The following is a 23,264-nucleotide window of genomic DNA, read 5'->3' on the forward strand; positions in this document are numbered from 1 at the left end:
GGTATTTTATGATGGCTGACAATGGGATAGATTTTACTCATTGGGTACAGTTTGCCTGTACGAGGATGAGAGCATTAAAGCTGTATTGGCGCTGGCGAAGTGAGAAAAGCCAGAAAAACGGTCCACCGACTCGTCAGCCGGTGGACCTGTGGGTTACCCTGGCGGGCTATTTAATTGGCGTCTGGAAGCCTTTGGGCTTAATGGCCAGTACCGAGCACTGGGTTTGTTCCAGAATGGACTCGGCGGTGTTGCCGATTATCAAACCCGGAATGCCGACACGGCCGACTGTGCCCATCACGATTAAGTCAATCTGGTGTTTTTGTGCCAGCAGAGGGATCTCTTTGCTGGCTTTGCCTTTGACCTGATGCAGCTTGGGTTGCAGGTACTGCACGGCTGACTTGTCGAATAGTGCGTCCATTTTTGTCACCAGCCGGGCCAGCTTAGTGGCACAGTTTCTGCGCAAAAATCAATCTAAGTTCTGTGGATCTTCGCCGACCATGTTCTACATCAAAATAGCAGCGAAAAGGCGCCGTGGCATGCGTTTTATAGTATGAATTTACCGTATTTATAAGCAGTTATACTCGAAGTGTTGTGTGCATTTAGCCATGCCTATTTTGCAAAGGCAGGCTCTGCTCTTGCCTGTAACTGGTCGGCTATATTAATTGTCCATTCCCACTTATTGAGCAAATAGCCTCTTTTCTCTCTTTCTATCTCGTTATTGCTGCCTTGTTCGATCATCTCTTTAAAATCGATGATCTCCGCAAAGTTGCCTTCATTGACATCATATTTTCCCCAGTACTGGCTCGTGCCGGAGCTACCCCGCTCAATCTCCAGCCCTTCTAAAAAGTTGGCTTTAAAGTCTTTGGCGGCACTGACTAGTTCGTCATTGCTATTCAAAGCCTCTTCAACAAGTTGCTTATCTGCCTGACTCAAATGGCCTGTTGCAACCAGTTTGCCCGTGTCATCAACTGAAAAGCCCCAGCTTTTATGGCGTAGTCGCGGATTTTGGGCATATAGATCTGCAGATACTTTCTCATATTCTTCTGCGATTCTATTTGCTGCGGCCGGAGTTTCGTGCAAATACAGCTTGCTGGTGGAGATGATGGCACTTTCAAGTAAGTCCCTGTGTTTTTCGTATCTGGGGGGGAGGTCGAGTTTGCCGTTAGCCTTATAGGTGATCTCTGTCAGCTTTCCATGATCAGACTTTGCTTGCGTTTGTTCAGCTGGATGTGTCGGCTCTGAATTGATAAATTGCTTGGTTGGGTCGATCTTGAACGCCTCTTTGCCGTTTGAGGCGACAGTTTTCACTTCATCGCTAACTTGGTTGTTTCTTGCTTGCAGGTGTTGGCCCACACTTGGGTTAATCTTCATGTCATTTTCCTTAAATTACATGCTCCACTCTTTACTGTATCGGTTGCAGAGAGAATAGATTTAACAAAAGTTTATACTTATCTTAATCTAACTTTAGTCGAGCACCTATGGCTGACTCAATATTTAGGATTGAAAAAGTCGCCTGTCGGGCTGGTCTTGACTGATTTGGTTTGTCGTTATGCGGTGCTTTATACACAAAAAAGCCGCCCTTTCGGGCGGCGGGTGGGAAATCAACAATGTAATACAAGGAAAAGGGAGTGTGTGTTATTTGCTCTCTAGCAACTTACCAGTGCCAATTTCAATTTTTCTTGGCTTTAACGCTTCCGGTACTTCGCGTTCCAGGTCAATCAATAACAAGCCATTCTCAAGCTCTGCGCCAATCACTTTGACGTGGTCGCCCAGCTGGAATTTACGCTCAAAGTTGCGCTCGGCAATGCCCTGGTGAATAAATTTACGGTCGGTTTTGTCTGCTTTGTTTTGCTTCTCGCCTTTAACGGTCAGCGTGTTGTTTTCCGACTCAAGCGACAACTCCTGCTCTGTAAAGCCGGCCACCGCCATGGTAATTTGGTATTTGTCTTCGGCTAAGGCTTCGATGTTGTAAGGCGGGTAGCTGGGCTGTTTTTCGCTACTACGCTGCGCCGCATCCATCATAGATGCAAGGTGGTCAAAGCCAATGAATGAACGGTAAAGGGGTGATAAATCTACTGTACGCATAATCATATCCTCATAAAGCGATAATTAAGCCATTTACTCTTTGCAATAAACCAGTAAATAGCGGGTTTTTAATTCTAACATTACTTAAATAAAGACTTTTAAAACAAAGTCTTAGTTTGGTTTAGGACCCTTCCGGCGTCCTCACAAATCTATCTATGGCCGGGGCCAATGCTTTTCAAGGAAGTTTTTTGAAAAAAGTTTGAGGTTGTTTTTATGTGCTTGATTTTAATTGGTTTTATTTTTTGGTTATTTGCTTTGGAGCTTTGCTCAGGTTAGCCACCGTTTTGCTGTCGGTGGTTCCCGGCTCAAGGCCGGGATGACGAAGGCGAAGCTGGGATGATGGATATGTGAGTAAAGTTGAGTGAAAATATGAATATGCCAAAGGGTTAATAAAGCCTTACTTAAGCTACAACCGCCATTTATCGCGCATGGGAATTAAGCGAGTAACGCACAAATTAGCAAACACAACCAGTCATCCCGCACTTGATGCGGGATCTACTTGAATGCACTGCCATACCAGCAGATGGACCATAAAGCATGCGTCGCTTGGTAGTATATGACTCAGGCGCAGAGTCGGATAAGACCACAAAGTGGCACTGATGCGACCTGATAACGCAAAAGTGCCACTTGTGCTGAGATTAAACCAGTTTGGCTTTGCCTGCCTTCACGGTAAAGCGCTTGCCAATGTGCGACTGATCATTCTTGAAGCCGACGAACGGCACATGGTGCCAGCTGGCGTTTAGTTCATCCTGAGTGATGTCTAGGGTTACAAAACCGCGATTGGCCAGGTCGATATAGCGGATGTGGGGATTCTCCGGGATCAGAATTTTACCAATATCGCCTACCAACTGTTGCAGGCCCGGCACCGGAATTGACGGTGACGTGACCGACGAGGTGACGATCTCTACTGCAATGGCTCCTTCGTGAGTAAAGCGGTTGTATTCGTGCCAGTCATAGGGGTTTTTACAGATGTTCGCGGCCCACGAAGAGTGCACATCACCGGTTAAGAACACCACGTTATCTATCTGGTTTTGGTCAATAAAATCAAGCAGACGATGGCGTGCTGCCGGGTAACCATCCCAGGCATCGCCATTAATGGGCTTGCCCAGCATCTGAATTTGCATCATCTGTACCTGCTGGCCCAGTAGCTTCCATTGCACGCCGTTTTGCTTGGCCTCAAACAGGTTGTCGTACAGCCATTGTTCCTGCGTATAGCCCAGTAAAGTGCGTGATTCATCCAGGCGCGCCGGATCTTTGATCTCAACTTGCTGATCGCGACCGATCAAACGGGTGTCGAGCATATTCAGATCCAGCAAAGATCCAAACTGGAAGCGGCGATAAGATCGCTCCCGGTTGTTGTCGCTTGGTTCACGGATCGGCATCCACTCATAATAGGCTTTAATGGCAGCGGCTTTACGGGATTGCCAGTCGCCTTCGCCGTCATTGTGGTTTTCTGCCCCGCCCGACCAGGTGTCGTTGGTAAATTCATGATCATCCCAGATACAGATCATCGGGTGGGTCTGATGCAGGGTTTGCAAGTCTTCGTCGGTTTTATAACAGGCATGGCGCACCCGGTAGTCGTCCAGCGTCACCATTTCATGAGCTGGCTGAACTTTACGGTTCCAAAGGAACGGATTGCGGTAGACATCTTTATTACCGTATTCGTACAGGTAGTCACCCAGGTGTAGTACGGCATCCAGGTCGTCAATTTCCGCGATACGGGCATACACATTAAAGTAGCCATAGCTAAAGTGCGAGCACGACGTCATGGCCAGTTTAACCTGGCTAACATCATAGGCTGGCAGCGTTTTGGTGCGCCCTGTCGGCGAGGTGATGGGCTTATCCAGCTCATCAATGATAAAGCGATAATAATAGCGGGTATCGGGTGCAAGTCCGCTGGCATCAACCTTAACGGTGAAATCGCGTTGTCCGTCGGTGATCTCAAAGCCCTCTGCAACAAGCACAGAAAACTGCGGATCCTCCGAGACCTGCCAGAGCACTTTGACGCTGAGCGTGGTCATATCTACCCGCTCCTGCACCTCCGGCGGAATGGTAATACGGGTCCATAAGATCACCCGGTCATCCAATGGGTCGCCGCTGGCAACGCCATGGCTGAACGGGTTTTGTGAAAAAGTACAGCCGCTCAGCCCCAGAGTGAGGGGGACGGTGGACAGCATCAGGCTGGTTTTAAAGAATTCGCGACGGGATAGGCTCATAAGTAAATACTCTAATTATCATTTTTGGGCGGTATTTAAACGCGTTTGTGTTAATTTTATATAACAAAAATATTACATTGAACATACTTTGCTGCCAAACTGGCTGCTTTGATTTAAAACTGACGCGATAATGGCTATAACTAAAGGAATAAGGTCAGATAATAAGCAGGTGAGAGTGGTTGGTGTCAGGTGGTATCTCAGAGTGTGGTGCTTTTTTATTGCGGGGCTTTTGTTTTACGGGCCAAAGGCTCTGGCGCAGCAGTCGTGTGCCAGCGAAGTTAAAATTGGTGTTGTCGCCGACTGGCCGCCGCTGACAGCGGTAGATGAGCGCGGTGCGTACGGGCTGGATGTAGAGATTGCCCGCAAGGTGTTTAGTGAGCTGAATATTTGCCCACGCTTTTTACGCCTGCCTACGTCTGCCCGCAGTTTAGATCAGCTGGGTAAAGGGGCTGTTGATGTGTTGCTGATGGTCAGCTATGTGCAGGAGCGGGCCGAGCTGGGGGTGTTTTCTGACCCTTACCGGTGGGAAAAAATGCGCCTGTTTTCCCTGCGCCAGCCGCGTATGGCAATGGACTTAAAAGCATTGCTGCGGCTGGGTTATCGTATTGGGCTGAGCATTGGCTCATACTATGGTGAGGAGCTTAAAAACCTTGCCGATAACCCCGATTTTGGACATTTGCTGGTGGGGATCTCGGGCAGTACACAGCGCGTCGAAATGCTGGCCAAAAAGCGTGTCGACTTTATTATTGAAGACGAAATTCTTGGCCGCTTTATGGGTCGCAAACTGGGGATCAAAAACTTTTATATCTGGGACTATCCGGTCCATAACAATCAGGTGCACTTTTTACTGCGCAAAGAGTTGTTCGACGCAGCGCAGCTGGCGCGTTTTAATGGTGTGATAAAGCGCCTGCGTCCGGACATAGACAAGCTGGTTGAGCATTATACCCACCACACCGTGCCGCGCTGAGCGCATTGAAATAAGCGGTAATATAGATATCGCTTTATTGTGGTCTACACTGAGGAAGCTAATGGAGCCGCAATAAAGGAAAAACAATGCGCAAACATATTCTCCCTCTGTTTGTTCTACTCTCCGGGTGCATGGGCACCGCAGACAGTGCTGCCAACGATCCACAAGTTTATGCCGCTTATACTATGCTGGCACCCACTCAAAAAGGTGGCGTGCAAGTCTACGCCAGAGCGATTGTTGATGGTGCGCATATCAGCGATCAGCAATGCCCGCAATTGCTGCCCTCAAGTGGTGAGGTGATAAAAACGCAGGCCAGACGATTAAATCCGGATCCGGATAACTTTCCGGTGACGGTCTGTGAAGCCGTGATAAACCCGGATACCCGTTATCGGCTCTCTTACGGTGGCATAGAGCTGGCTCCGGTCACGCTGGCTCCTGAGCATATTCAGGTCTTTGGTGATTCGGGCTGTAAGAGTTCGGTGTGCGAAGGCGCAAGTGCTGCGCAGCCCTTTGCTCAGCTGGCAGACCTGGGGGCAAAGCAAACCAAGCAGCTGATCCTGCATATGGGTGACTTTAACTATCGCGGCACGTCGGGCAGTATCAGCAAAGACATTTACGCTTATGATGCGGGAGATGGCGGCTATGGTGGCCCCTCGTGCGGATTAACTGAAACCTATTACTCACAAAATGCCAGCGGCAGTCCTAAGCCCGACACCTGGCAGAGCTGGCAGGCCGATTTATTCGCCCCCGCTAAGTCTTTGCTGGCAAGCGCCCCCTGGGTATTTGCCAGAGGCAATCATGAACTGTGCAGTCGCGCAGGCCCAGGCTGGTTTTATTTCCTGGGGCCAGGCTCAGACCTACCCGGCGGTATCGCGCAGCAGTCTTGCCCCTATCAGGGCGAGTTCAGTCAGCCGCCCAGCGAGGCCAGCGGTCATATTGTCATGATAGACCCTTACTTGCTTGAGCTGGACTCGCTGGCATTGTGGGTGATGGATTCGGCCAACGCCTGCGATTCGCGCGCGCCACAAACCCTGACGCGCCATTATCGCGACCAGTATTCCCGCTTGCAGCAAGTTGCATCCCAGGTCAAAACCCCGTTATGGATGATGACGCACAGGCCGCTGTGGGGGCAAAGCGGACCGGTTGGCACACCCTCAATCACAGATATGCTGCAAACCGCACTGAAAACCACCCAGTCGCAGCAATTACCGCCTGAGGTCAGCTTGTCTTTGTCCGGGCATATGCATATTTACCAATCTCTGGCCTTTGGTAAAGACAGTGGTCGTCCCCCTCAACTGGTGGTGGGCAACAGTGGTGTCAGCCTGAGATCAACCGGCGCAAACAGCGGATTCAGTGCCCAGATTGATGGCAAGCGTGCACAGGGCAATACGCAAGGTGAGTTTGGTTATATTTCCATTAAGCTGGAAAAAGACCAGCAATGGCAGGGGCAGTTTTACAACACTCAGGGCAAGGTGTTTCTTGAGTGTGGCAGCAAGCAGGCTGAACAAGGTAAAGCCCTGTGCCAGATAGCGCGCTAAGCCGCCACCTGAGCAAAGGTGGCGACCGGCATTTTGGTTACCAGGCCAGCTGCCAGCTCAGGCTTAGTCTGAGTGTCAGCGCCTTGTTTGGATTGATGTGATCCAGGGCGGTGGTGACTGACCAGGTTTTACCCTGATAAGCCAGCTCGGGTGCCAGGTTTATCGGGTCCAGCATCATACGCCAGTCTCCTAGCTGCATGCCCAGCTGTGCAAAGTGCTGGTCGCCCTGGCGACGAACACTGGCCAGATAGTGGTAACCCTGGTATTGATACTGGCCTTGCAGGTAAACCTGAGTGGGTAAATCAAAGTCATGATTTTGCGCGGTTTCTCGCCCTTTTAACAGGGGCCGGAAGCTGCTGAATCCGGCATTGTCGACAAAGCTGCCTTTGGTGTTTATGTCGGCCTCGGTAAAGCCAGCCTTAGCAAGTTCAAACTGGTTGTACAGGTCTATAACCTGGCCTGAAAACGCAAATTGCTCGGTCACCTGCCAGTCAAAGTGCACGTCTAGGGATAAGCCATCTCCGCGCGTTTGCCAGGCATTGTCTGTGTTAGGGCGCTTTAGAAAGTTGTTATCGCTGTAAAACTCGCTAAATTGCAGCGCGCCACGTAATTGGGCATTGTCGCTGCCCGAGAGTGCGCCGCTCAGCTGCGAATCTCTGAGGTAGTTGAGTTGCCAGTAGTTTGCCTGCACGGTGACTGTTAAAGCATCAAAATGGTGCTGATAAGCGAGCCCCAGACCTTTACTGCGAGCGCCAGTCAGCGCCAGCCTGGTGTCGTAGCTGTCATAGCTGGTTAGTGGCTGATCATTTTGCTCCTGATAATAACCCAGCGCTGTTTGCGCATTGGTATCAATCAGGTAGTCAATACGCTGCATGGTATGGAGTTGCCAGTTTGTAAGGGCCGCATGGCGGTAAGCCACGCCAAAGCGTGACTGAGAAAAACCAAATGAGGCATCCGACTCAGGGTGCTGGTCCCATTCGTCACGGGCAATTTCTAATACCGGCGCAATGTTCGTCTGGCTATTGCTGTCGAGATAGAGTGTTACTTCATGGGTGTTTGCCATTGTGCCTGTAGACACCAACAGGCTGGCAGACAAGCCCAAAAACCATTGTTTGTTCATAGTGTTCCATAAAAAGGGCCAGCATCCGCTGACCCTAAGTGAGGTGTTACTCATTTGGCCAGAAAAACCTGGCCAAAGCGACACGAGTTTTAGAGCGTTTCGATTTGCTCGTTGGCGTAAATGATGAATACACCCGCATCTCGCTTGACGATTCTGGCTGCTTGCTCGTCACCCACCATAATGGTGCCCAGCGTTTGCTCCCCTTCACTGTCATCATCGGAGTTTGTCTCGGCCATCACCAAAGTAACCCCTTCGGCATTGTTGGCAGAAAGCTGCTCTGTTTGTGTGTTGTAGAACACCGTAAAGCTGCGCTTGAGCTCAGAGCCTGGTACCTGGTAGTTAACATCCAGTTCCAGTTCGCCCGCTTTAAAGTCGGTGCGTTGGCCTACCAGAGACAGGTCAACATGGTACTCACCCAGCTTAACATTGACATTCATGGCTGCACTGATGTCCAGGTAGTTAGTTTCGGTCTCGATTTGGTAGGTATCATTGGGCTTACCAAAATGGATAGTGCCTCGATAACCTCGCTCGTTGTAGAGCTCGTAATAGACAACTTCGACCTGACCATAGCCCGGATAATTGAGTGTGTATCCCTGGTATAGCTTTTCTTCAAATGCCTGTTGTGCGTAGCCCTGGCTGCCTATCATCAGCTCGGTACCGCTAATATCCCGTACCGCCGACAGATAGCTGTCATAGTCCATCGTCCTTTCTGCATGCTTGACTGGGTCGAGGTAATTCCCGCTTTCGTCCATTGGCATACCTTTTTCATCCAGACTATGTGGCTGAATAAAGTAGGCCGTATACCCCTCTTTTGAGGTGTCAGGCTGAAGGTACGCAGCAAGGCTGTTGTCAAGTTTATGGAACTGATCAAAAGAGCGCGTACTGATCATCAGCGCATTCTGACTGTCTTGTTGCGTCATCGCATTGATGAATACTGAACTGTATTCTAGGGCCACCCCGTCGTTATTTGACGCGACATATTGATAGCTGGCCGTGGTGCTATCGTCACCAGCCGAACTCCAGGATTGTTGAAGTTCTCCGATAGTTGAAACTATGGTATTACCGTCTGCAGATACCTTGATTTCGGGGGTATGGTCAACGTATGGGCGTATGTATCGTGCAGGTAGAGCGTAGCTTTGACCGACCTGATAGTCCTGTTCTAAAAACTGAAAGTTGACGTAAATACCATCTACAGCCGCAACGTAAAAGGTGCCCGAATGAGCTGGAGTCAATAAGGTTTGGACATCTTTGATGCTGGCATAGTCAACCGGGAAGCGACGCAATTTTTGCAAATCTACTTTGTCCTCTGCATAAAGCCATGCCTTCCAATCCAGTTGTTCAACAGGTACCTGTTCACCAGACTCAAATGTCACCAGTCCATTAGCATAATGAGTGTTGCTGTCTTGCGGATAACGAAAATACTGTAATTTAAATTCATCAGTACCTTCTGGCACGATCCGCTCGAGTCGTTTAGTGACAAAGTTGTCTCCATAGTCACTGGTCACTTCAACATAGTCTACGCCCTGATAGGTGCTGATCTTTCTTGTATGAATAGGAGTTGTGTTTTCATCGTCTATGTATTGAGTGATAACAGTAGCAATGCCCTGCTGATTAATCGGTTGGAATTCAATCAGCAATGACTCGCCGTTTTTGCTGGTGATTTTGGCCTTTGAGTCAGACTCAATGGTCAGTGTGCCTGCATCAGGAATAAGACGGCCAAAATGTTCAAATCCGGCAGGGTTAAACTCACTGAGGTTATCCAGTTTAACCGTCAAACTTGCACCGAACTGACTACCCTGTGCTGCACTAAACGCGCCGCTAAGCGATAGCATACCCGGTACAAATATCGTATCGGGGCGTATTGAGTACTCGTGCCAACTTGCAGAGCCCTCAAACCTTGATACATGTTCTAATTTTTCAATATGTTTTGCAGTTAGTTCAGCACTGAGCATGCCCTTAAAGCTGACTGGGTTTTTGACCGTATCTGTTGCTTTCTGTGCTATGGTCACGTCCAGTGTCAGGCTACCTTGGCGGCCATCAAATGCGGGGGCTGTCCCTTCTTTAAGCTGCTCTGTGGTGACAGGCTGATTCAGCACTACCTGAACCTGGCTATTCGGGTGAAGCGTTAATGCAGCCGCAGTATTCTCTACTTTACCTGACACACTCAGCGTATAGGTTTGATTGTCTTCAGCAACGGTCAGCTTAGCGGTGGCTTCCAGTTGCTCTTCACCCGCAGACGCGGTAACTGAGAACACTAAACCCGTTTCGTCAATCACGGCTACGCCGGTTGCGCCAGCCAGTTCCAGATAGTCATCAAGTTTAATCGGCTGATTATTGTTAGGCAGCTGACCGGCACGACGCGCACTGTCGATTAAAGCCAGTGCTTCAGAGACGTCCGCGAGCAACTTATAAGAATTAGCCTGGCTGCGCACCATCTCTGTGGCATCGTCTATCAGTGCAACAAACTCATCCCCTTGTGTACGGACTTCTTTACCGTGTGTGTCTGCAACATCAAACAGGTTCGCAAATACGCGAATATCCTGCACCATTGCAGCAGCCTTCGCGACGGCATCGTCACCACTTTGCTGTTGTGCCTGGCCTTTGATGCGATCTGTGCTCTGAGTATCTGCACTGAGCATTTCATTGTGCAGGCGAGTTGATAGCTTTTCTAATTCACTGAGTTTGCCCAGCTGGTTTGCCAGTGCCGGATCAGCTTTAATCAGTGAGATCAACTGTTGGCTTGCAAGCTCAGCACCTACAAGGATATCACTTAAATTGAATTCAAAACTGGCATCATCATCGTGGTCAGCATTGGATAAAAATGCCCCGTCTGTGGCCTGAATATCGGTAATGGCTTCGGCCAGGCGTGTGCTGAGCGCGTTGTTTTGTTCACCCAGGTCGGCAAATAAGGCATGAGCAATACCTGCGTTGATCAGGGCATAACGCAGATCATCACTGTCGTTATCATCGACTAGCGAAGCACGGTCTTCTATCTGCGCCGGTGCCATCTGATGCAAAGCCCCTACCAGGCCAAACAGATCGGCGATTTCAGAGTAGGCTGTGGCAATTGACTCAGCAGTCATATCGCCGCGTTGCTGGGCAATTGCGGCGGCAAAGTGCGTCAAGGGTGTAATGTTTGCTGTGTTGGATGACTCGTTTACGTTAACGAATGTGCTAAGTACCAGATCAGGATCGGCTTTGGTCAGGTTAATGCGCTCGCCAAAGGCTATCTGACTACCCGCGTCGTTTTGACCACACCCAACTGGTGCATCACAGATCATATAGGTTGGACTTTGCGGATCCTGACTAACACTGATCTGTGCTTTAACTATGCCTTGTGCATTGTTCACTGTGGCACTAAACAGGCCTTTTTCATCGGTTACAACGGCTGTTTTGCTCTCAAGTTGAACAGGCTTACCGTTTTCATATCTAAAGAAAGTAACCGGCGCATTGATGAGCGTACCCTTCGCTGCCACACCCTTGATTTCACTGGATGTTACTTTTGTATCTGGCGTAAGGTCTTGGTCTTTGTTGGTTTGCGTATCATCGTTGTCAGAGCCACAGCCACTGAGCACAGACAAAACGCCCAGAGCGAGCAAGGTTTTTTTGAATTCCATATTGAGTCTCCATTACTTCGAGGTAGTTGCTACTGCACAGGGGTAAAATCTGAGTGTGTTTTTGGTGAAGGGGTAAAATGTCTTGGCTTAGCCTTGAGCGCCATATGCCTGTTATGAACCAGCTTCGTCCTGATGCAGTCTCTACTTAATTGTTGTCATTATTGCGGATGTCATTCTAATCGGGAGATTTTATTTGGCAAGTTTAACGAACCGAATCGAATGCAACTTTTTGTTTTATTTAAGATTGAATTTGTTAACTTACGTAAATGCGATACTCTGAGAGTGGTTTTTATTAATAAAAGAGGGATTTATTTTTTGAAGTTGACCCAAAGCCAGCCATCGTCTGCGTTAAAGTGCAGGGTATGAACCGTGTTATGGGTTTTGAAATTGACCATATTGACCTGAGCAGGCCAAATGTCTCTGAGTGCATCGTGACGCATTTGCAGTCGGTTTAGTGTTGCGGGCACAGGCGCACGCTGAATAACCCAGAAAAATTGCCCGTCGATGCTGCCGCTGATTAAAGTCAGCGGGATGGTTTTGCCGCTCTCATCTTTAAACGCCACCGTGTTATCGACATACTGCGCAAAGCGCGCTCTGTCAGACTCATTGTTAAACAAGTCGGTGTCTTCACCAAACAATTCTTCAGCAGCATGCTCCGTGTCGTGCAAATGAAACCGGTGCATCACTTCGAGCTGCGCACTGCCCGGGTCTATCAGCACGGTTGTCATTGCTGCCTTGATCTGGTGCGCTGTGGCTGTGTTTAACCAGAACAATGCCAGTGCGGCAATCAGCCGATCCTTCATGGGGTACCTCTTGGTTGCTTACGGCTTCTATCATAGCGCGTATCGCCCTGGAATATTGTTATTTTACTGCTGAGCTTGTTATCCAGATTAAAATAATCGGTATGCAGTGAGTACAATAGGTTTTTGCATTGTGTGCACCGGTTATGAATGTGATGAAATGGATCCATCGCCACTGCCAGCGCGCAAGGCGCTAAGATCTTGAGTGTGTAAAAATGACAGAGTCTGTGTGTCAAAATAACAATAATTTTCGTGCCAAGTTCCCATTTTGCAAATTTATTGTCTCTATTTTACAAATAAATTAAAAAAGCCAAATTCAATGGTTGAAATCGAAACTAAATTCCCAGTAAAATCGCGGACTTTTCAATCGGCGAGTAAAACTGGCGTTGGTTTTGCTCTGTACTAAGTACCCGTTTAGCTTAAAATGTGGTGAGCAGTATGGATTTCTACATACTAAAAAAACATGAGAAACTCGTTGCCATTCCGGCGGACGAACAGAACTGTAAAGAGTATCTAGATGATGGCTATTTTTATGTTGATAAAGTGGCCGCGTGTAACGAGAAGTCGGCCTTGAAGCGTTTGCATGGCAGGCATAACCGTTATCTCAGAGCATTGTGGTTGCTGGTGATCCCGGTGGTGATTTACGCCTGGCGTCAACTCAGCCATTAACCTATTCGCCTAAGCAGTGTATATTAACCGACATTAAGGTTAAGGAACGCTGCATGAAGGTTTTACACACATCCGACTGGCATCTGGGTCAACAGTTTTACGAGCACAGCCGTCATGCTGAGCATCAGTTTTTTCTCGACTGGCTGTGCAACACACTCACTTCTCATCAAATCGATGTACTGATTGTCAGTGGCGACATTTATCACAGTGCCACGCCCTCAGCCATGGCGGAGCAGCAGCTCTATGCCTTCATCAGGCGCGCGAAAACCGACAACCCCAATCTGCATATTGTGATCACGGCTGGTAATCACGACTCAGCAAACCGAATAGAAACGGCTAAACCTTTGCTCAGCCAGTTTGATACCCATGTTGTGGGTCGCTTTGATAAGCACACTCCTCAGGATGTGGTGAAAACCCTGAGCACTGCCAATGGCACTTTGCAGGTTGTCGCTATGCCGTTTTTACGTAGCGCCGACTTGGAAGCTCAGGCTGACGACCCGCAGGCCTATCAGCGCGGTGTTGCACGCGCTTATCAGGCTGCTTACCAAACGTTAGACGCGCAACTTCCGGTTCTGGCTATGGGCCACTTACATGCGAAAGGCGGTAGTATTTCCGGCGATTCAGAGCGCAATATCACCATTGGCGGGTTTGATGCCATTACGGCGGATGTGTTTGGTGAACGGCCCGACTATGTTGCGCTTGGGCATTTACACAAGGCGCAAAAAGTCGCTGGCAGCGAGGCCATTCGCTATTGCGGCACACCTCTGCCCATGTCGTTTTCAGAGCGTAACTATCGCCATCAAGTATTGCTGGTGGAATTTACCAACAACGCGCTGAGTAGTGTAAAGCCCCTTGACGTTCCCCGCCTCAAACAAGTTATTTTGCTTCCCGAGCGCGGTGGCGCGACTCTGGATGAGTTAATGACTTTACTCAGTGAACTCGATTTGTCGCAATACCAGGACACTGCAACGCCCTATCTGAGGCTGCGGCTCAATGCCAGTGAAACGGATAGTCAGTTTCGTCACAAGATTGAGCAGGCGCTGACAGACAAGCCGGTGCATTTTTGTGGCATCGAGCGTGTCAGCAATACACAACAAGCTGCAGACGAGCCGCATTTTGAAGACCTGGGCCAGGTCGAGAAGCTAGAGCCGGTGAGTTTACTGGAGCTGGCATACCGGGCACAAATAGACAGTGAACAAGCTGTGCCACAAGCCTTACAAGATTGCCTGATGCAGGTGCTGGCGAGTGTACAGGAGCGCGAAGCATGAAATTACTTGGAGTGCAGGTGCAAAACCTGGCGTCACTGGCGGATGCCGACATTGACTTTACCCAGCCACCGTTAAAAGACACCGGCTTGTTTGCCATCACTGGCGACACCGGGGCAGGTAAAAGTACCTTGCTGGATGCGATATGTCTGGCGCTGTACGGCAAAACGGCCCGACTGAAGGCCGATGCAAAAAACAAAGTGATGCTCAATGGCGATGAGCTCAAGCTCAACGACCCCCGTAACTTACTGCGCCGGGGCTGTGTTAGTGGTCGTGCCGAAGTCACTTTTTGTGGTCAGGATGGCAACCAATACCGCGCCAGCTGGCGAGTAGGACGCGCCCATAACAAACTCGACGGTCGTATCAAAGAAGCGGAGCATCAGGTGGTGCGCCTTGCCGATGACACGGTGCTGGCCAGCAAAACCACCGAAGCTAAACAGCTGCTGGAACAGTTGCTGGGCCTGAACTTTGAGCAGTTTTCTCGTGCAGTTCTGCTTGCACAGCATGAATTTGCAGCGTTTTTGAAAGCCAACAGTGATGAGCGGGCGCAACTGCTCGAAACTCTAACCGGCACGGCCAAATTCAGTGTCATAGGCAAAGCGATTTTTGAGCATCACAAAGCCAAGCAAGACGCACTGGCGCAGCGCAAACAGTCGCTGGATCATGTCACCTTACTCAGCGATGAGGCGCTGGCTGAAAACCAGCACACCGCCGCTCAGCTGACGGCGGCTATCGCACAGGCCCGTGAGGAAGAAAAACAGCTGGAGCAAGGCATTAACTGGTATCAGGCCTGTGACAAGCTGGCTCAGCAATGTGCTCAGGCGGAGCAGGAGCAAGCACAGTGTCAGCAGCGCCTGAGTGCACAGGCCCAGGATTTCGACCGCGCCCGGCGTGCAAAAGCCGTTGAGGTGATTGCTGACAACCGCGCTCAGGCTCGCGATACCACTGCCCGGCTCAAGCAATTAGATCTGGATATCGGCCAATTGCAGCAGCAAGATTATGCACCGCAGATCCGCGCAGCGGAGGAAGAACTGCAAGGGGCTCAGGGGCGACTCAGCGAGGCGAAAAACCAGTTGCAGGTGTGCACCCCTGCCCTGCAATCATTGCGTGAACTGGATCAGCAACGTGAAGCCAATAAACAACTGCTGGCACAAAGTAGCGCGGAGTATAACGCCTTGCGTGAGCAACATGAGGTCTTGCGACAGCGAAGTGAGGCGCTTGAGACTCAGCTGAACACCGATCGTCAACAGCTTACCCAGTTACAACAAGCCTGTGAGGCCGACCCTGCGTTGACGCAAGCGAGCGAGCAATGGGGGCAGATAAGCGGTTCATTAAAGCAGTGGCAGGCGTGTCAGGGTCAGCTCAATAAGCTGGCGGATGAGCAACAACAAGTACAGCTTAATGCCGATAAAGACAAACAAGCACAGCAGGCGCTGCAACCCAGATTAACCGAGCAGAACCGGCAGCTGGCAGATATTCAGGCCAGGCTGAGTGCCACTCAGTCTGAGCTTAATGAGCTTGATTATGAAACATTGCAGTTTCAGCGTACTCAGTTGGCTCAGGCGCAACAAAGCCAGACACAGCGTGCCCAGTTACAACAGGAGCAGGGCGAGCATCGGCTGCATATTGACCGCTTGCGGCATCAACATCACAGCCTGCAACAGCAACTCAAAGACACCGAGCAGCAGGATGAGCTGACCAGACAACGAGTATTGCTGACCCAGGAAAATCTGCAGCAAGTGCGATTTCGTGCCAGTGACAATATCAGCACACTGAGGGCGCAACTGGTTGCCGGACAGGAATGTATGGTGTGTGGCTCGACGGAGCACCCTTATGGTGTGGAGCATATCGACAGCCACTGGCAAACGCTGATTGCAGACTTTGAATCGCAATATCAGGCTGCCGAGCAAGCCCGCGAGCAGACACAACAACGGTATCATGCGTTGGTTGGCCAGGCTGAGCAATGCAACGGTCAGTTACAGGCGGCACTGCAACACGAAGCGCAGCTTAATCGCAAGCTGACGCAAATTGCCGAGGCGCTGGCGCAGCTGCCCGCTCAGTTGCGTGAAACCGACGATCCTCAGGCACATCTTGAGCAGCTGGATAAAAAGCTGCAAACCTACAGCCAGCTGAGTAAAACACAGCAACAGCTTTGGCAGCAACAGCAAGCTTGCCAGCATGAAATACAGCAGCTGGAGCAGCAAAACCAGCAGCTACAAAGCCAGCTTGAACGCGCTGAGCAGGCCAGCGCCTATGGGCAAACCAGACAAACGGAGCTAGAGGCGGAGCAACAAGAGGCACTGGCTCAGGTGCGGCAGCTCTACAGTGCGCCGCAATGGTGGCAGGCCTTTGAGCAGGCGCCTGAGCAGGCCATTACTACACTTGGCGAGCAGGTGCAGATCAGACAGCTGCAACAGCAGCAGCTCAGCCAGTTACAACACAAGATCAGTGAAGACGCACACACTGCTCAGCTGCTGCGCCAGCAATGTCAGGATAAGCAGGCACAGCTCGACAAAGCGGCTCAGTCCCGACACGCGTTGAGCGAAAAAGGCGATGCGCTGACACGTGAGCGGGTAGCCATTCAACCACTTGAGATCAGCGCAGACAACTGGCATCAGTCTTTGCTGGATGAACAACATCAGGCTGACGCCCTGCAAACTCAGGCGACTCAGGGCCTGGCCCAGCTGCGTCAGGCACAGGAATCTCAGGCTCTCACGCTGGCACATAAGCAGCAATCACAGCAGCAGTTACAAGAAGCGCTTGATAAGGTTCAGGCGCGCTATCAGAGCTGGCTGACGGAGCTGCAAACTCAGTTTGACAGCATGACAGAAGACGAGGTTGAGGCACTGCTGCAATGGGATAAAAGCCAGTGGCAGACACTGCTGGACGAGCATGATGCACTGAGTAAAGCGCTGCACGGTGCACAGAACAAACACACGCATTTGCAACAGGAACTGCAGATATTGCGTGCTGAACCTGTCACAGAACAAAACCAGGCGCAACTTACAGAGCGACTGGCACAGCTGCAGCAGGAACGTGATGGTAGCCAGGCAAAGCTAATCAGCGTCAATGCTGTACTGAAACAGCACGATGACAACAAAGCCTATCTGGCAGAGCAGTATGAGGCACTTGAGGCGCAACAAGCCGACTATGAGCACTGGCATTTATTAAACCGCCTGCTGGGCGATGCGACGGGCAAAACCATGCGCAACCTGGCGCAGACCCAGACGCTCAGGATCTTATTGCAATACGCCAACCATCATCTTTGCAGCCTGAGCAAGCGTTACCGCCTGACCGTGATTGGTCAGTCGCTGGAAATCGCCATTATTGACCGTGATATGGCCGATGAGCAGCGCAGTGTGAATACTTTGTCGGGGGGCGAGTCGTTCCTGGTTTCTTTAGCGCTGGCGCTGGGCTTGGCTTCATTGTCTTCTAATCAGGTGCAGATCAACTCGTTATTTATCGACGAAGGGTTCGGCACCTTAGACCCACAAACCCTCAGTGTGGCGCTTGATGCACTCGATGCCTTGCAATCTCAGGGGCGTAAAGTGGGCGTGATCTCTCATGTGGCGGAAATGACCGAGCGGGTTGCCACCCAGATAAAAGTACAAAAACAGGCTGGCGGTTATTCGTCGGTCACCATCAGCGAACGATAAGGACATATCATGCCCAGTTTTACACAGGACGAAGCAACCCACTACGACAGCCGCATTGAACGCCTGGTGCCTGGCTATCAGCTGCTCCATGAACTGGTGCAGGCACAGTTGCAAACCTTGCTCCCCGAGCAGGCGCAAATCTTGATTGTGGGAGCCGGTACGGGCAAAGAAGTATTGCAGCTGGCCGATTGTAATCCGAACTGGACATTCATTGTGCAGGACGTATCGGACGACATGCTGGCCATCGCAGATCAAAATTTTACTAACCTGGGGTTGTCGTCACGGGTGACCATACATTCAGGGCCGCTGAGTCCGGGCCAGTATCAGGCTGATATAGCGCTGTGCCTGCTGGTGATGCATTTTGTGGCAGACGATGGCGACAAGTTGGCACTACTGGAGTCAATTCATAGTAACCTCAAGCCAGGTAAGCAGCTGCTACTGGCTGATCTGATGAAGCCCGAAACCCAGTTCGAGCGCGAGTCTCAGCTTAAGCACTGCCGTGCGATGGGGTTAACTCACATAGGTGAAGAACGGATGCGCCATAATCTGGAGCATGAATTTTACCCACTCGATCGGATGCGGCTGGCCGAATTGCTGGATGAAAGTGGCTTTTCGACCGCGCAGATGTTTTTTAAAGCCTTAGGGTTCAGTGGTTTAGCTTGTATCAGACAATAAATCAGGCGGCGCCTGTACGAACTAGCGCCACCAACTTTGAGATCTTGATATTACTAAGCTGGCGGTAATCCAAATACGGACAAATCAATAACTTATTGACGGGGTCGATGGCAAACTCTTCATCTATCCAGCGCAAAGAGTTAGTAAAAAGATGATCTCTGAGTAGCGTTTTGCCATAGGTGCGGCCCGCTATGATGTGCCAGTCATAGCGATTTGCAGCCAGATCTGGCACAGAAAACAGCAAAGCCTCCTGGCAGCCCTGCTGAAACAGTCGTTTATCCCGATACTGCTGCCAGCTTGGATACTGCTCCGGATGGTTAGTAAAATCATGATCTGGATGGCTAAGCTCAGCCACAAATTTAGCATACACATTAAACACTTTGCGCCAGCCGTTGCCACATTGCTGGTTAATGTAGTCTATCTCTCCTGCCTGTAAAGCTATGACTTTATTTAATTTTTGAAATTCTGCGAGTTTTGGCGGGTGCTCAACATAAATAGCCAGTAACCCCTGCTCTGCGCCAAATCCGTAAGTTGGTAAATTCATGATCTCTGTAAATGGTGTGTACTAATTCGTTGAGCATTATATCTGTTTTTACCACTGCGTGTTCTGTAAACCCCCTTTACACAGAATGCAGCTACCGATTTATCTGGGGTGTCTTTTATCTGACTTATAACTGACTGAAAACTTTAATGTTTAAGCAATGTATCTGTAACCGGTTCACCCCAACCTGTTGTGCGCTTGATAACAATAACTGTAGCAACTAACTCGGAGTAACTAATGAAGCGCATAGCATATTCGTTGATCGCCGCTGCCGTCACAGTGGCATTAACCGCCTGTGATGGTGATGATGGTAAACAAGGCCCTCAGGGTGTTCAGGGTGAGCAAGGTGTTCAGGGAGAACAAGGCAATAGTGGCACAAATGGCACGAACGGTACCAATGGTGTTGACGGTGTTGCCGGTAAAGATGGTCAAAACGGTGGTTCAGGCCTGATCCGTATCGCCACTGTGCCAGCAGGTGCTGAGGTCACAGGTTTGTTCCTGAGCGAGCAAGGTGATCTGTTCTTCAATGTGCAGCACCCAAGCGATGCGAATAAATTGGTAGATGGTAATCAGCGCCCTTATGACGGCGGTACTGTGGGTGTATTAACCGGCGTTAATTTCAACGAGTTGCCACGCAATATTGTGAGCTCACCGGTTCCAGTGACAGAGCTTGAGAGACAAACAGTTGTGACTGCGATTGGTCAATATCAGATCCTGGGTCAGACCGGTGATGTGTATGCGGATTTGGGTGAAAAAGGCCTGGCCGGTGGCTTAGGTGTGCACTACGGCATCACTTCAGGTGACAAAATCCTTGAAAACGACAGCCCGGACTTCAATGGCTTTATTCCAAGTGCTGACGATGAAAATACAGGTTATTTATTTACTAACTGGGAAGCTTACCCGGGTGGCATGAGCCGCCTTAAAATGAGCAAGAGCGACGCAGGTACATGGAACATTGAAGAAGCCATGATGCTCGACTTTGATGGAGTCAAAGGCACCGCGGCAAACTGTTTTGGCTCAGTATCTCCATGGGGCACACCGCTAACGTCTGAAGAGTGGATTGTAAGGTCTGACGTTGACACTACTCAACATGCTGAGTGGAATGACCCGGCCTTCACTCGTATAGACAGAATGAAAGAGCTGGTTGCACCTGAGTTCCCTAACCCTTACCGCTACGGTTATATTGCTGAAGTGCAAAATCCGCTTTCTGATACGCCAGATATTGTGAAGCACTTCACTATTGGTCGTTACGAGCACGAAAACTCCGTCGTTATGCCGGATGAGCGCACTGTGTATTCCTCTCAGGATGATACCGGTGGCGTACTGTTTAAGTTTATTGCGGATCAACCTAAAGACCTGAGCTCAGGTACGCTTTATGGTGCGAAGCTGACTCAGGACAAGGGCCTGAACGATCCGGCGGTAACAGGCTTTGATGTGACCTGGGTTGAAATTGCATCGGGCACCAATGCCGAAATTGAAGCCTGGATTGCCGAGTACGATGAAATCAGCACCGCAGACTTTGTTCAAGGTCAGACAAGTTACCTGTCTGTGGCTGACGTAAAAGCCTGGGCAACAGGTAAAGCAACCTACCCTACACTTGCTGAGGGTGGTGGTCTGGTTACAGCGGGTAAGCCAATGGATAACCGTGCTGCGTTCCTGGAGTCTCGTCAGGCGGCCAAGCAATTAGGTGCAACGGCTGAATGGCGTAAGCTGGAAGGGATCAGCATCAACTACGACCGCGTAGTCGAAGCCGTCACCGGTCAGGACAGAGTACCTGGCGAAGTGGTTGAGCAGGCTTATATGTATATCGGTATTGCTGATATCGACGATACGATGACTAATGGAAAGGGCGATATTCGTCTGTCTGAGCGTGTTAAAGATTGTGGTGGTGTGTACCGCGCGCACATTGACAACAACTATAATCTGACACGTATTGAGCCGGTGGTGATGGGTGGTACGCACCGCTCCAGCATGACTGGTGCGCAAGAGTGTGATGTCAATCAGTTATCTCAGCCTGATAACGTGATTGTTATGCAGGACGGCCGCATCATCATTGGTGAAGACGGCTCTCAGGAAAACAACACCCTGTGGTTGTACGATCCTAACGCTAAGTAACTGTAAGACTCGCGGTGCCCGTTCGTGGCACCGCATTTTTTTATCCAAAAATGGGCGTCATAAAAATGAAATACCACGTAATCGGCCTGGCGGTAGTTACTGGCCTGGCACTGACCGGCTGCGAAGAATCACAACATCATAATCAAGCTGCCGAACTAATCGCCTCGCAGTCAGCGCATAAAGCTGCACCTTACAAACCCGGTGATGACATTCCGGCAACCGCTTACCTGGAGCACGATGAGGTCTATAACCCAGAGTCCGTGATCCCACCTCAGTGTTACACCAAAACCGATGGTGTAAATAACCCCTGTTATGCCTGTCATCAGTCTTATCAGCAAGAGCCAGAAAGACCCAACGCGATGCGCGATGGCAACTTGCAGGGCGTGTATGAATTCTCTGACTTGGGCCTGAAAAACCACTGGAAAAACCTCTTTGTTGACAGGACAGATTTGATTGCAGGTGTGCCAGATAAAGAGATCATGGCGTGGATCAATCAGGATAATTACACTCCGTTTATCGAAAAGCTGAAACAAGACAAGCAATGGCGCGGTGAAATAACGCCGCTGGAAAATCTGGCCTACCCGGAAAAAGCCTTTGATGAAATGGGCTTTGCCAGAGATGGCAGCGGCTGGGTGGCGTTTAACTACAAACCCTTCCCATCGACGTTTTGGCCTACCAACGGCTCCACGGGTGATGTGATGATCCGTTTGCCCGAAGCGTTTCGCTCAAAAGGGGGTGTGTACAATCAGGACGTGTATCTGGCAAACCTGAGCCTGGTTGAGCTGACGTTAAAAGGGCTGGATAAGATCTCTACTCCTACAATCTCTGAGCAGCGCATTGGCCAGGATTTAAATGGCGACAATAAGCTTAGTGAAATCAGCGAGATAAGCAGGCAATCACATTATGTGGGGGATGCCACCGATGCGCTGGCGCATATGCTCTACCCTCAGGAAACCGAGTTCCTGCATACCGTACGTTACATTGGTGTGGACGAACATGGGGGCATTTATAACGCACCGCGTATGAAAGAAGTGCGCTACATGAAAAAGCACAGATTTAAAACCCGCCAGTCACTGAACTCTTCATATCACCGTGAAGAAAAAGAAAAAGAATTCGGAAACCTGCCGCAAACCCTGTATCTGGGCGATCAGGGTATCAACAACACCTTTGGCTGGACCATTAATGGTTACATTGAAGACAAACAAGGCAACCTGAGGCCACAGCATAAGCAGGAGCTGGCATTTTGTAATGGCTGCCACAAAACCATAGGCTCAACTTACGACCAGACTTTCTCGTTCGCCCGCAAAGTAGAAGGCGCACGCGGCTGGGGCTATATCAACCTCAAAGCAATGAAAGATGTGCCCAACAAAGGCGAGACACTTGGGGAGTTCCTGACCTATATGAATCGCGTTGGCGGTGGCGACGAATTCCGCCAGAACCGCGAAATGCTGCAAAAGTGGTTTAAAGCAGACGGCACGGTAGACAAAGAAAAAGTGGAGTCGGCAGATAGCCTGTACGAGCTTATCACCCCATCAAAGGAGCGCGCACTGGCACTCAACAAAGCCTACAAAACCATAGTGGAAGAGCAAAGCTACCTGTTTGGCCGCGACGCAACGCTGGTAGAGGCAAGCAACGTACTGCAACAAGTAGACGACTCCCAGGCCCCGTTAAAAAAGGAAAACCAACACCAATGGGACATGCAACTTGATTGGGTGAACAATATTCGATGATTAATTATCATCGAATATTGTGAACGCTTTTCATGGATGAAAAGCCGGGAGCCCTCCACATGGACGTGTGCCCACTCGTACCGCATGAGAACGACGATTGATAATCGTCGCAGCTCACTTAGCGCTTTTCATGGATGAAAAGCCGGAAGCCCTCCACATGGACGTGTCCCCACTCGTACTTTATGCGACCGATGATTAATTATCATCGCAGACTCGGCGTCCCCGCACTGCGAACGCGAGGCATGGACGCCGATAACACGCGTTACGCGC

Annotated in this window: 16 protein-coding genes; 8 read left to right on the forward strand and 8 right to left on the reverse strand. The window is 50.1% G+C overall.

The genetic code is table 11. The annotated features are described in order from the left end of the window. Positions 1–166 precede the first annotated feature (166 nt). The 4 genes from L1285_RS01215 to L1285_RS01230 form a co-directional block, all read right to left on the reverse strand. Positions 167–418: a universal stress protein gene (locus L1285_RS01215; RefSeq protein WP_235410642.1), complete on the reverse strand. Its 252-nt coding sequence runs from the start codon at positions 416–418 to the stop codon at positions 167–169. A 191-nt stretch (positions 419–609) separates the two neighbouring features. Continuing rightward, positions 610–1,371: a hypothetical protein gene (locus L1285_RS01220; protein WP_235410643.1), complete on the reverse strand. Its 762-nt coding sequence runs from the start codon at positions 1,369–1,371 to the stop codon at positions 610–612. A gap of 264 nt (positions 1,372–1,635) precedes the next feature. Further along, entirely contained in the window at positions 1,636–2,085 is a 450-nt protein-coding gene (locus L1285_RS01225) for an Hsp20 family protein (protein WP_235410644.1), read from the reverse strand. 638 nt (positions 2,086–2,723) lie between these two features. Then, a complete protein-coding gene (locus L1285_RS01230) occupies positions 2,724–4,301 on the reverse strand; it encodes an alkaline phosphatase D family protein (RefSeq protein WP_235410645.1) in 1,578 nt (525 codons plus the stop codon). 175 nt (positions 4,302–4,476) lie between these two features. Between L1285_RS01230 and L1285_RS01235 the strand changes: the two genes are divergently transcribed. Then, positions 4,477–5,268, forward strand: a complete 792-nt coding sequence (locus L1285_RS01235) for a substrate-binding periplasmic protein (RefSeq protein WP_235410646.1) — start codon at positions 4,477–4,479, stop codon at positions 5,266–5,268. A gap of 86 nt (positions 5,269–5,354) precedes the next feature. Next, entirely contained in the window at positions 5,355–6,806 is a 1,452-nt protein-coding gene (locus tag L1285_RS01240) for a metallophosphoesterase (RefSeq protein WP_235410647.1), read from the forward strand. A 37-nt stretch (positions 6,807–6,843) separates the two neighbouring features. Here the strand turns inward: L1285_RS01240 and L1285_RS01245 are convergent, their stop codons facing one another. From L1285_RS01245 to L1285_RS01255, 3 genes are all read right to left on the reverse strand, one after another. Continuing rightward, the gene (locus L1285_RS01245) at positions 6,844–7,926 is read right to left on the reverse strand and encodes a hypothetical protein (RefSeq protein WP_235410648.1); all 1,083 of its coding nucleotides are present in this window, start codon (positions 7,924–7,926) and stop codon (positions 6,844–6,846) included. Between the two features lie 89 nt (positions 7,927–8,015). Then, positions 8,016–11,543 (reverse strand): hypothetical protein, encoded by a 3,528-nt coding sequence (locus L1285_RS01250; protein ID WP_235410649.1) that lies wholly within the window; start codon positions 11,541–11,543, stop codon positions 8,016–8,018. 308 nt (positions 11,544–11,851) lie between these two features. After that, positions 11,852–12,346 (reverse strand): DUF6702 family protein, encoded by a 495-nt coding sequence (locus tag L1285_RS01255; RefSeq protein ID WP_235410650.1) that lies wholly within the window; start codon positions 12,344–12,346, stop codon positions 11,852–11,854. 435 nt (positions 12,347–12,781) lie between these two features. Here L1285_RS01255 and L1285_RS01260 point away from each other — a divergent pair, with 435 nt between their 5' ends. Genes L1285_RS01260 through L1285_RS01275 form a run of 4 tightly spaced genes read left to right on the forward strand, consistent with a single transcriptional unit; the run spans position 12,782 to position 18,608 of the window. Then, on the forward strand, positions 12,782–13,012 hold the full coding sequence (locus L1285_RS01260; RefSeq protein ID WP_046006323.1) for a hypothetical protein: 231 nt from the start codon (positions 12,782–12,784) through the stop codon (positions 13,010–13,012). A gap of 53 nt (positions 13,013–13,065) precedes the next feature. Beyond that, positions 13,066–14,280, forward strand: a complete 1,215-nt coding sequence (locus tag L1285_RS01265) for an exonuclease SbcCD subunit D C-terminal domain-containing protein (RefSeq protein WP_235410651.1) — start codon at positions 13,066–13,068, stop codon at positions 14,278–14,280. After that, positions 14,277–17,933, forward strand: coding sequence for an AAA family ATPase (locus tag L1285_RS01270; protein WP_235410652.1), 3,657 nt, complete (start codon positions 14,277–14,279; stop codon positions 17,931–17,933). The genes L1285_RS01265 and L1285_RS01270 overlap by 4 nt, the downstream gene beginning before the upstream one ends. Positions 17,934–17,942: 9 nt before the next feature. Then, positions 17,943–18,608, forward strand: coding sequence for a class I SAM-dependent methyltransferase (locus L1285_RS01275; RefSeq protein ID WP_235410653.1), 666 nt, complete (start codon positions 17,943–17,945; stop codon positions 18,606–18,608). 1 nt (position 18,609) lies between these two features. Here the strand turns inward: L1285_RS01275 and L1285_RS01280 are convergent, their stop codons facing one another. Further along, positions 18,610–19,152 (reverse strand): DUF6942 family protein, encoded by a 543-nt coding sequence (locus tag L1285_RS01280; protein ID WP_235410654.1) that lies wholly within the window; start codon positions 19,150–19,152, stop codon positions 18,610–18,612. Between the two features lie 234 nt (positions 19,153–19,386). On the opposite strand from L1285_RS01280, the gene L1285_RS01285 reads away from it, so the two are divergent. Next, on the forward strand, positions 19,387–21,264 hold the full coding sequence (locus L1285_RS01285; protein ID WP_235410655.1) for an alkaline phosphatase PhoX: 1,878 nt from the start codon (positions 19,387–19,389) through the stop codon (positions 21,262–21,264). Positions 21,265–21,329: 65 nt separating this feature from the next. After that, positions 21,330–22,994 (forward strand): hypothetical protein, encoded by a 1,665-nt coding sequence (locus tag L1285_RS01290; protein WP_235410656.1) that lies wholly within the window; start codon positions 21,330–21,332, stop codon positions 22,992–22,994. Positions 22,995–23,264: the final 270 nt, after the last annotated feature.

This window comes from Pseudoalteromonas sp. DL2-H2.2, from assembly GCF_021532535.1.
GTDB classification, from domain to species: Bacteria; Pseudomonadota; Gammaproteobacteria; order Enterobacterales; family Alteromonadaceae; genus Pseudoalteromonas; species Pseudoalteromonas rubra_A.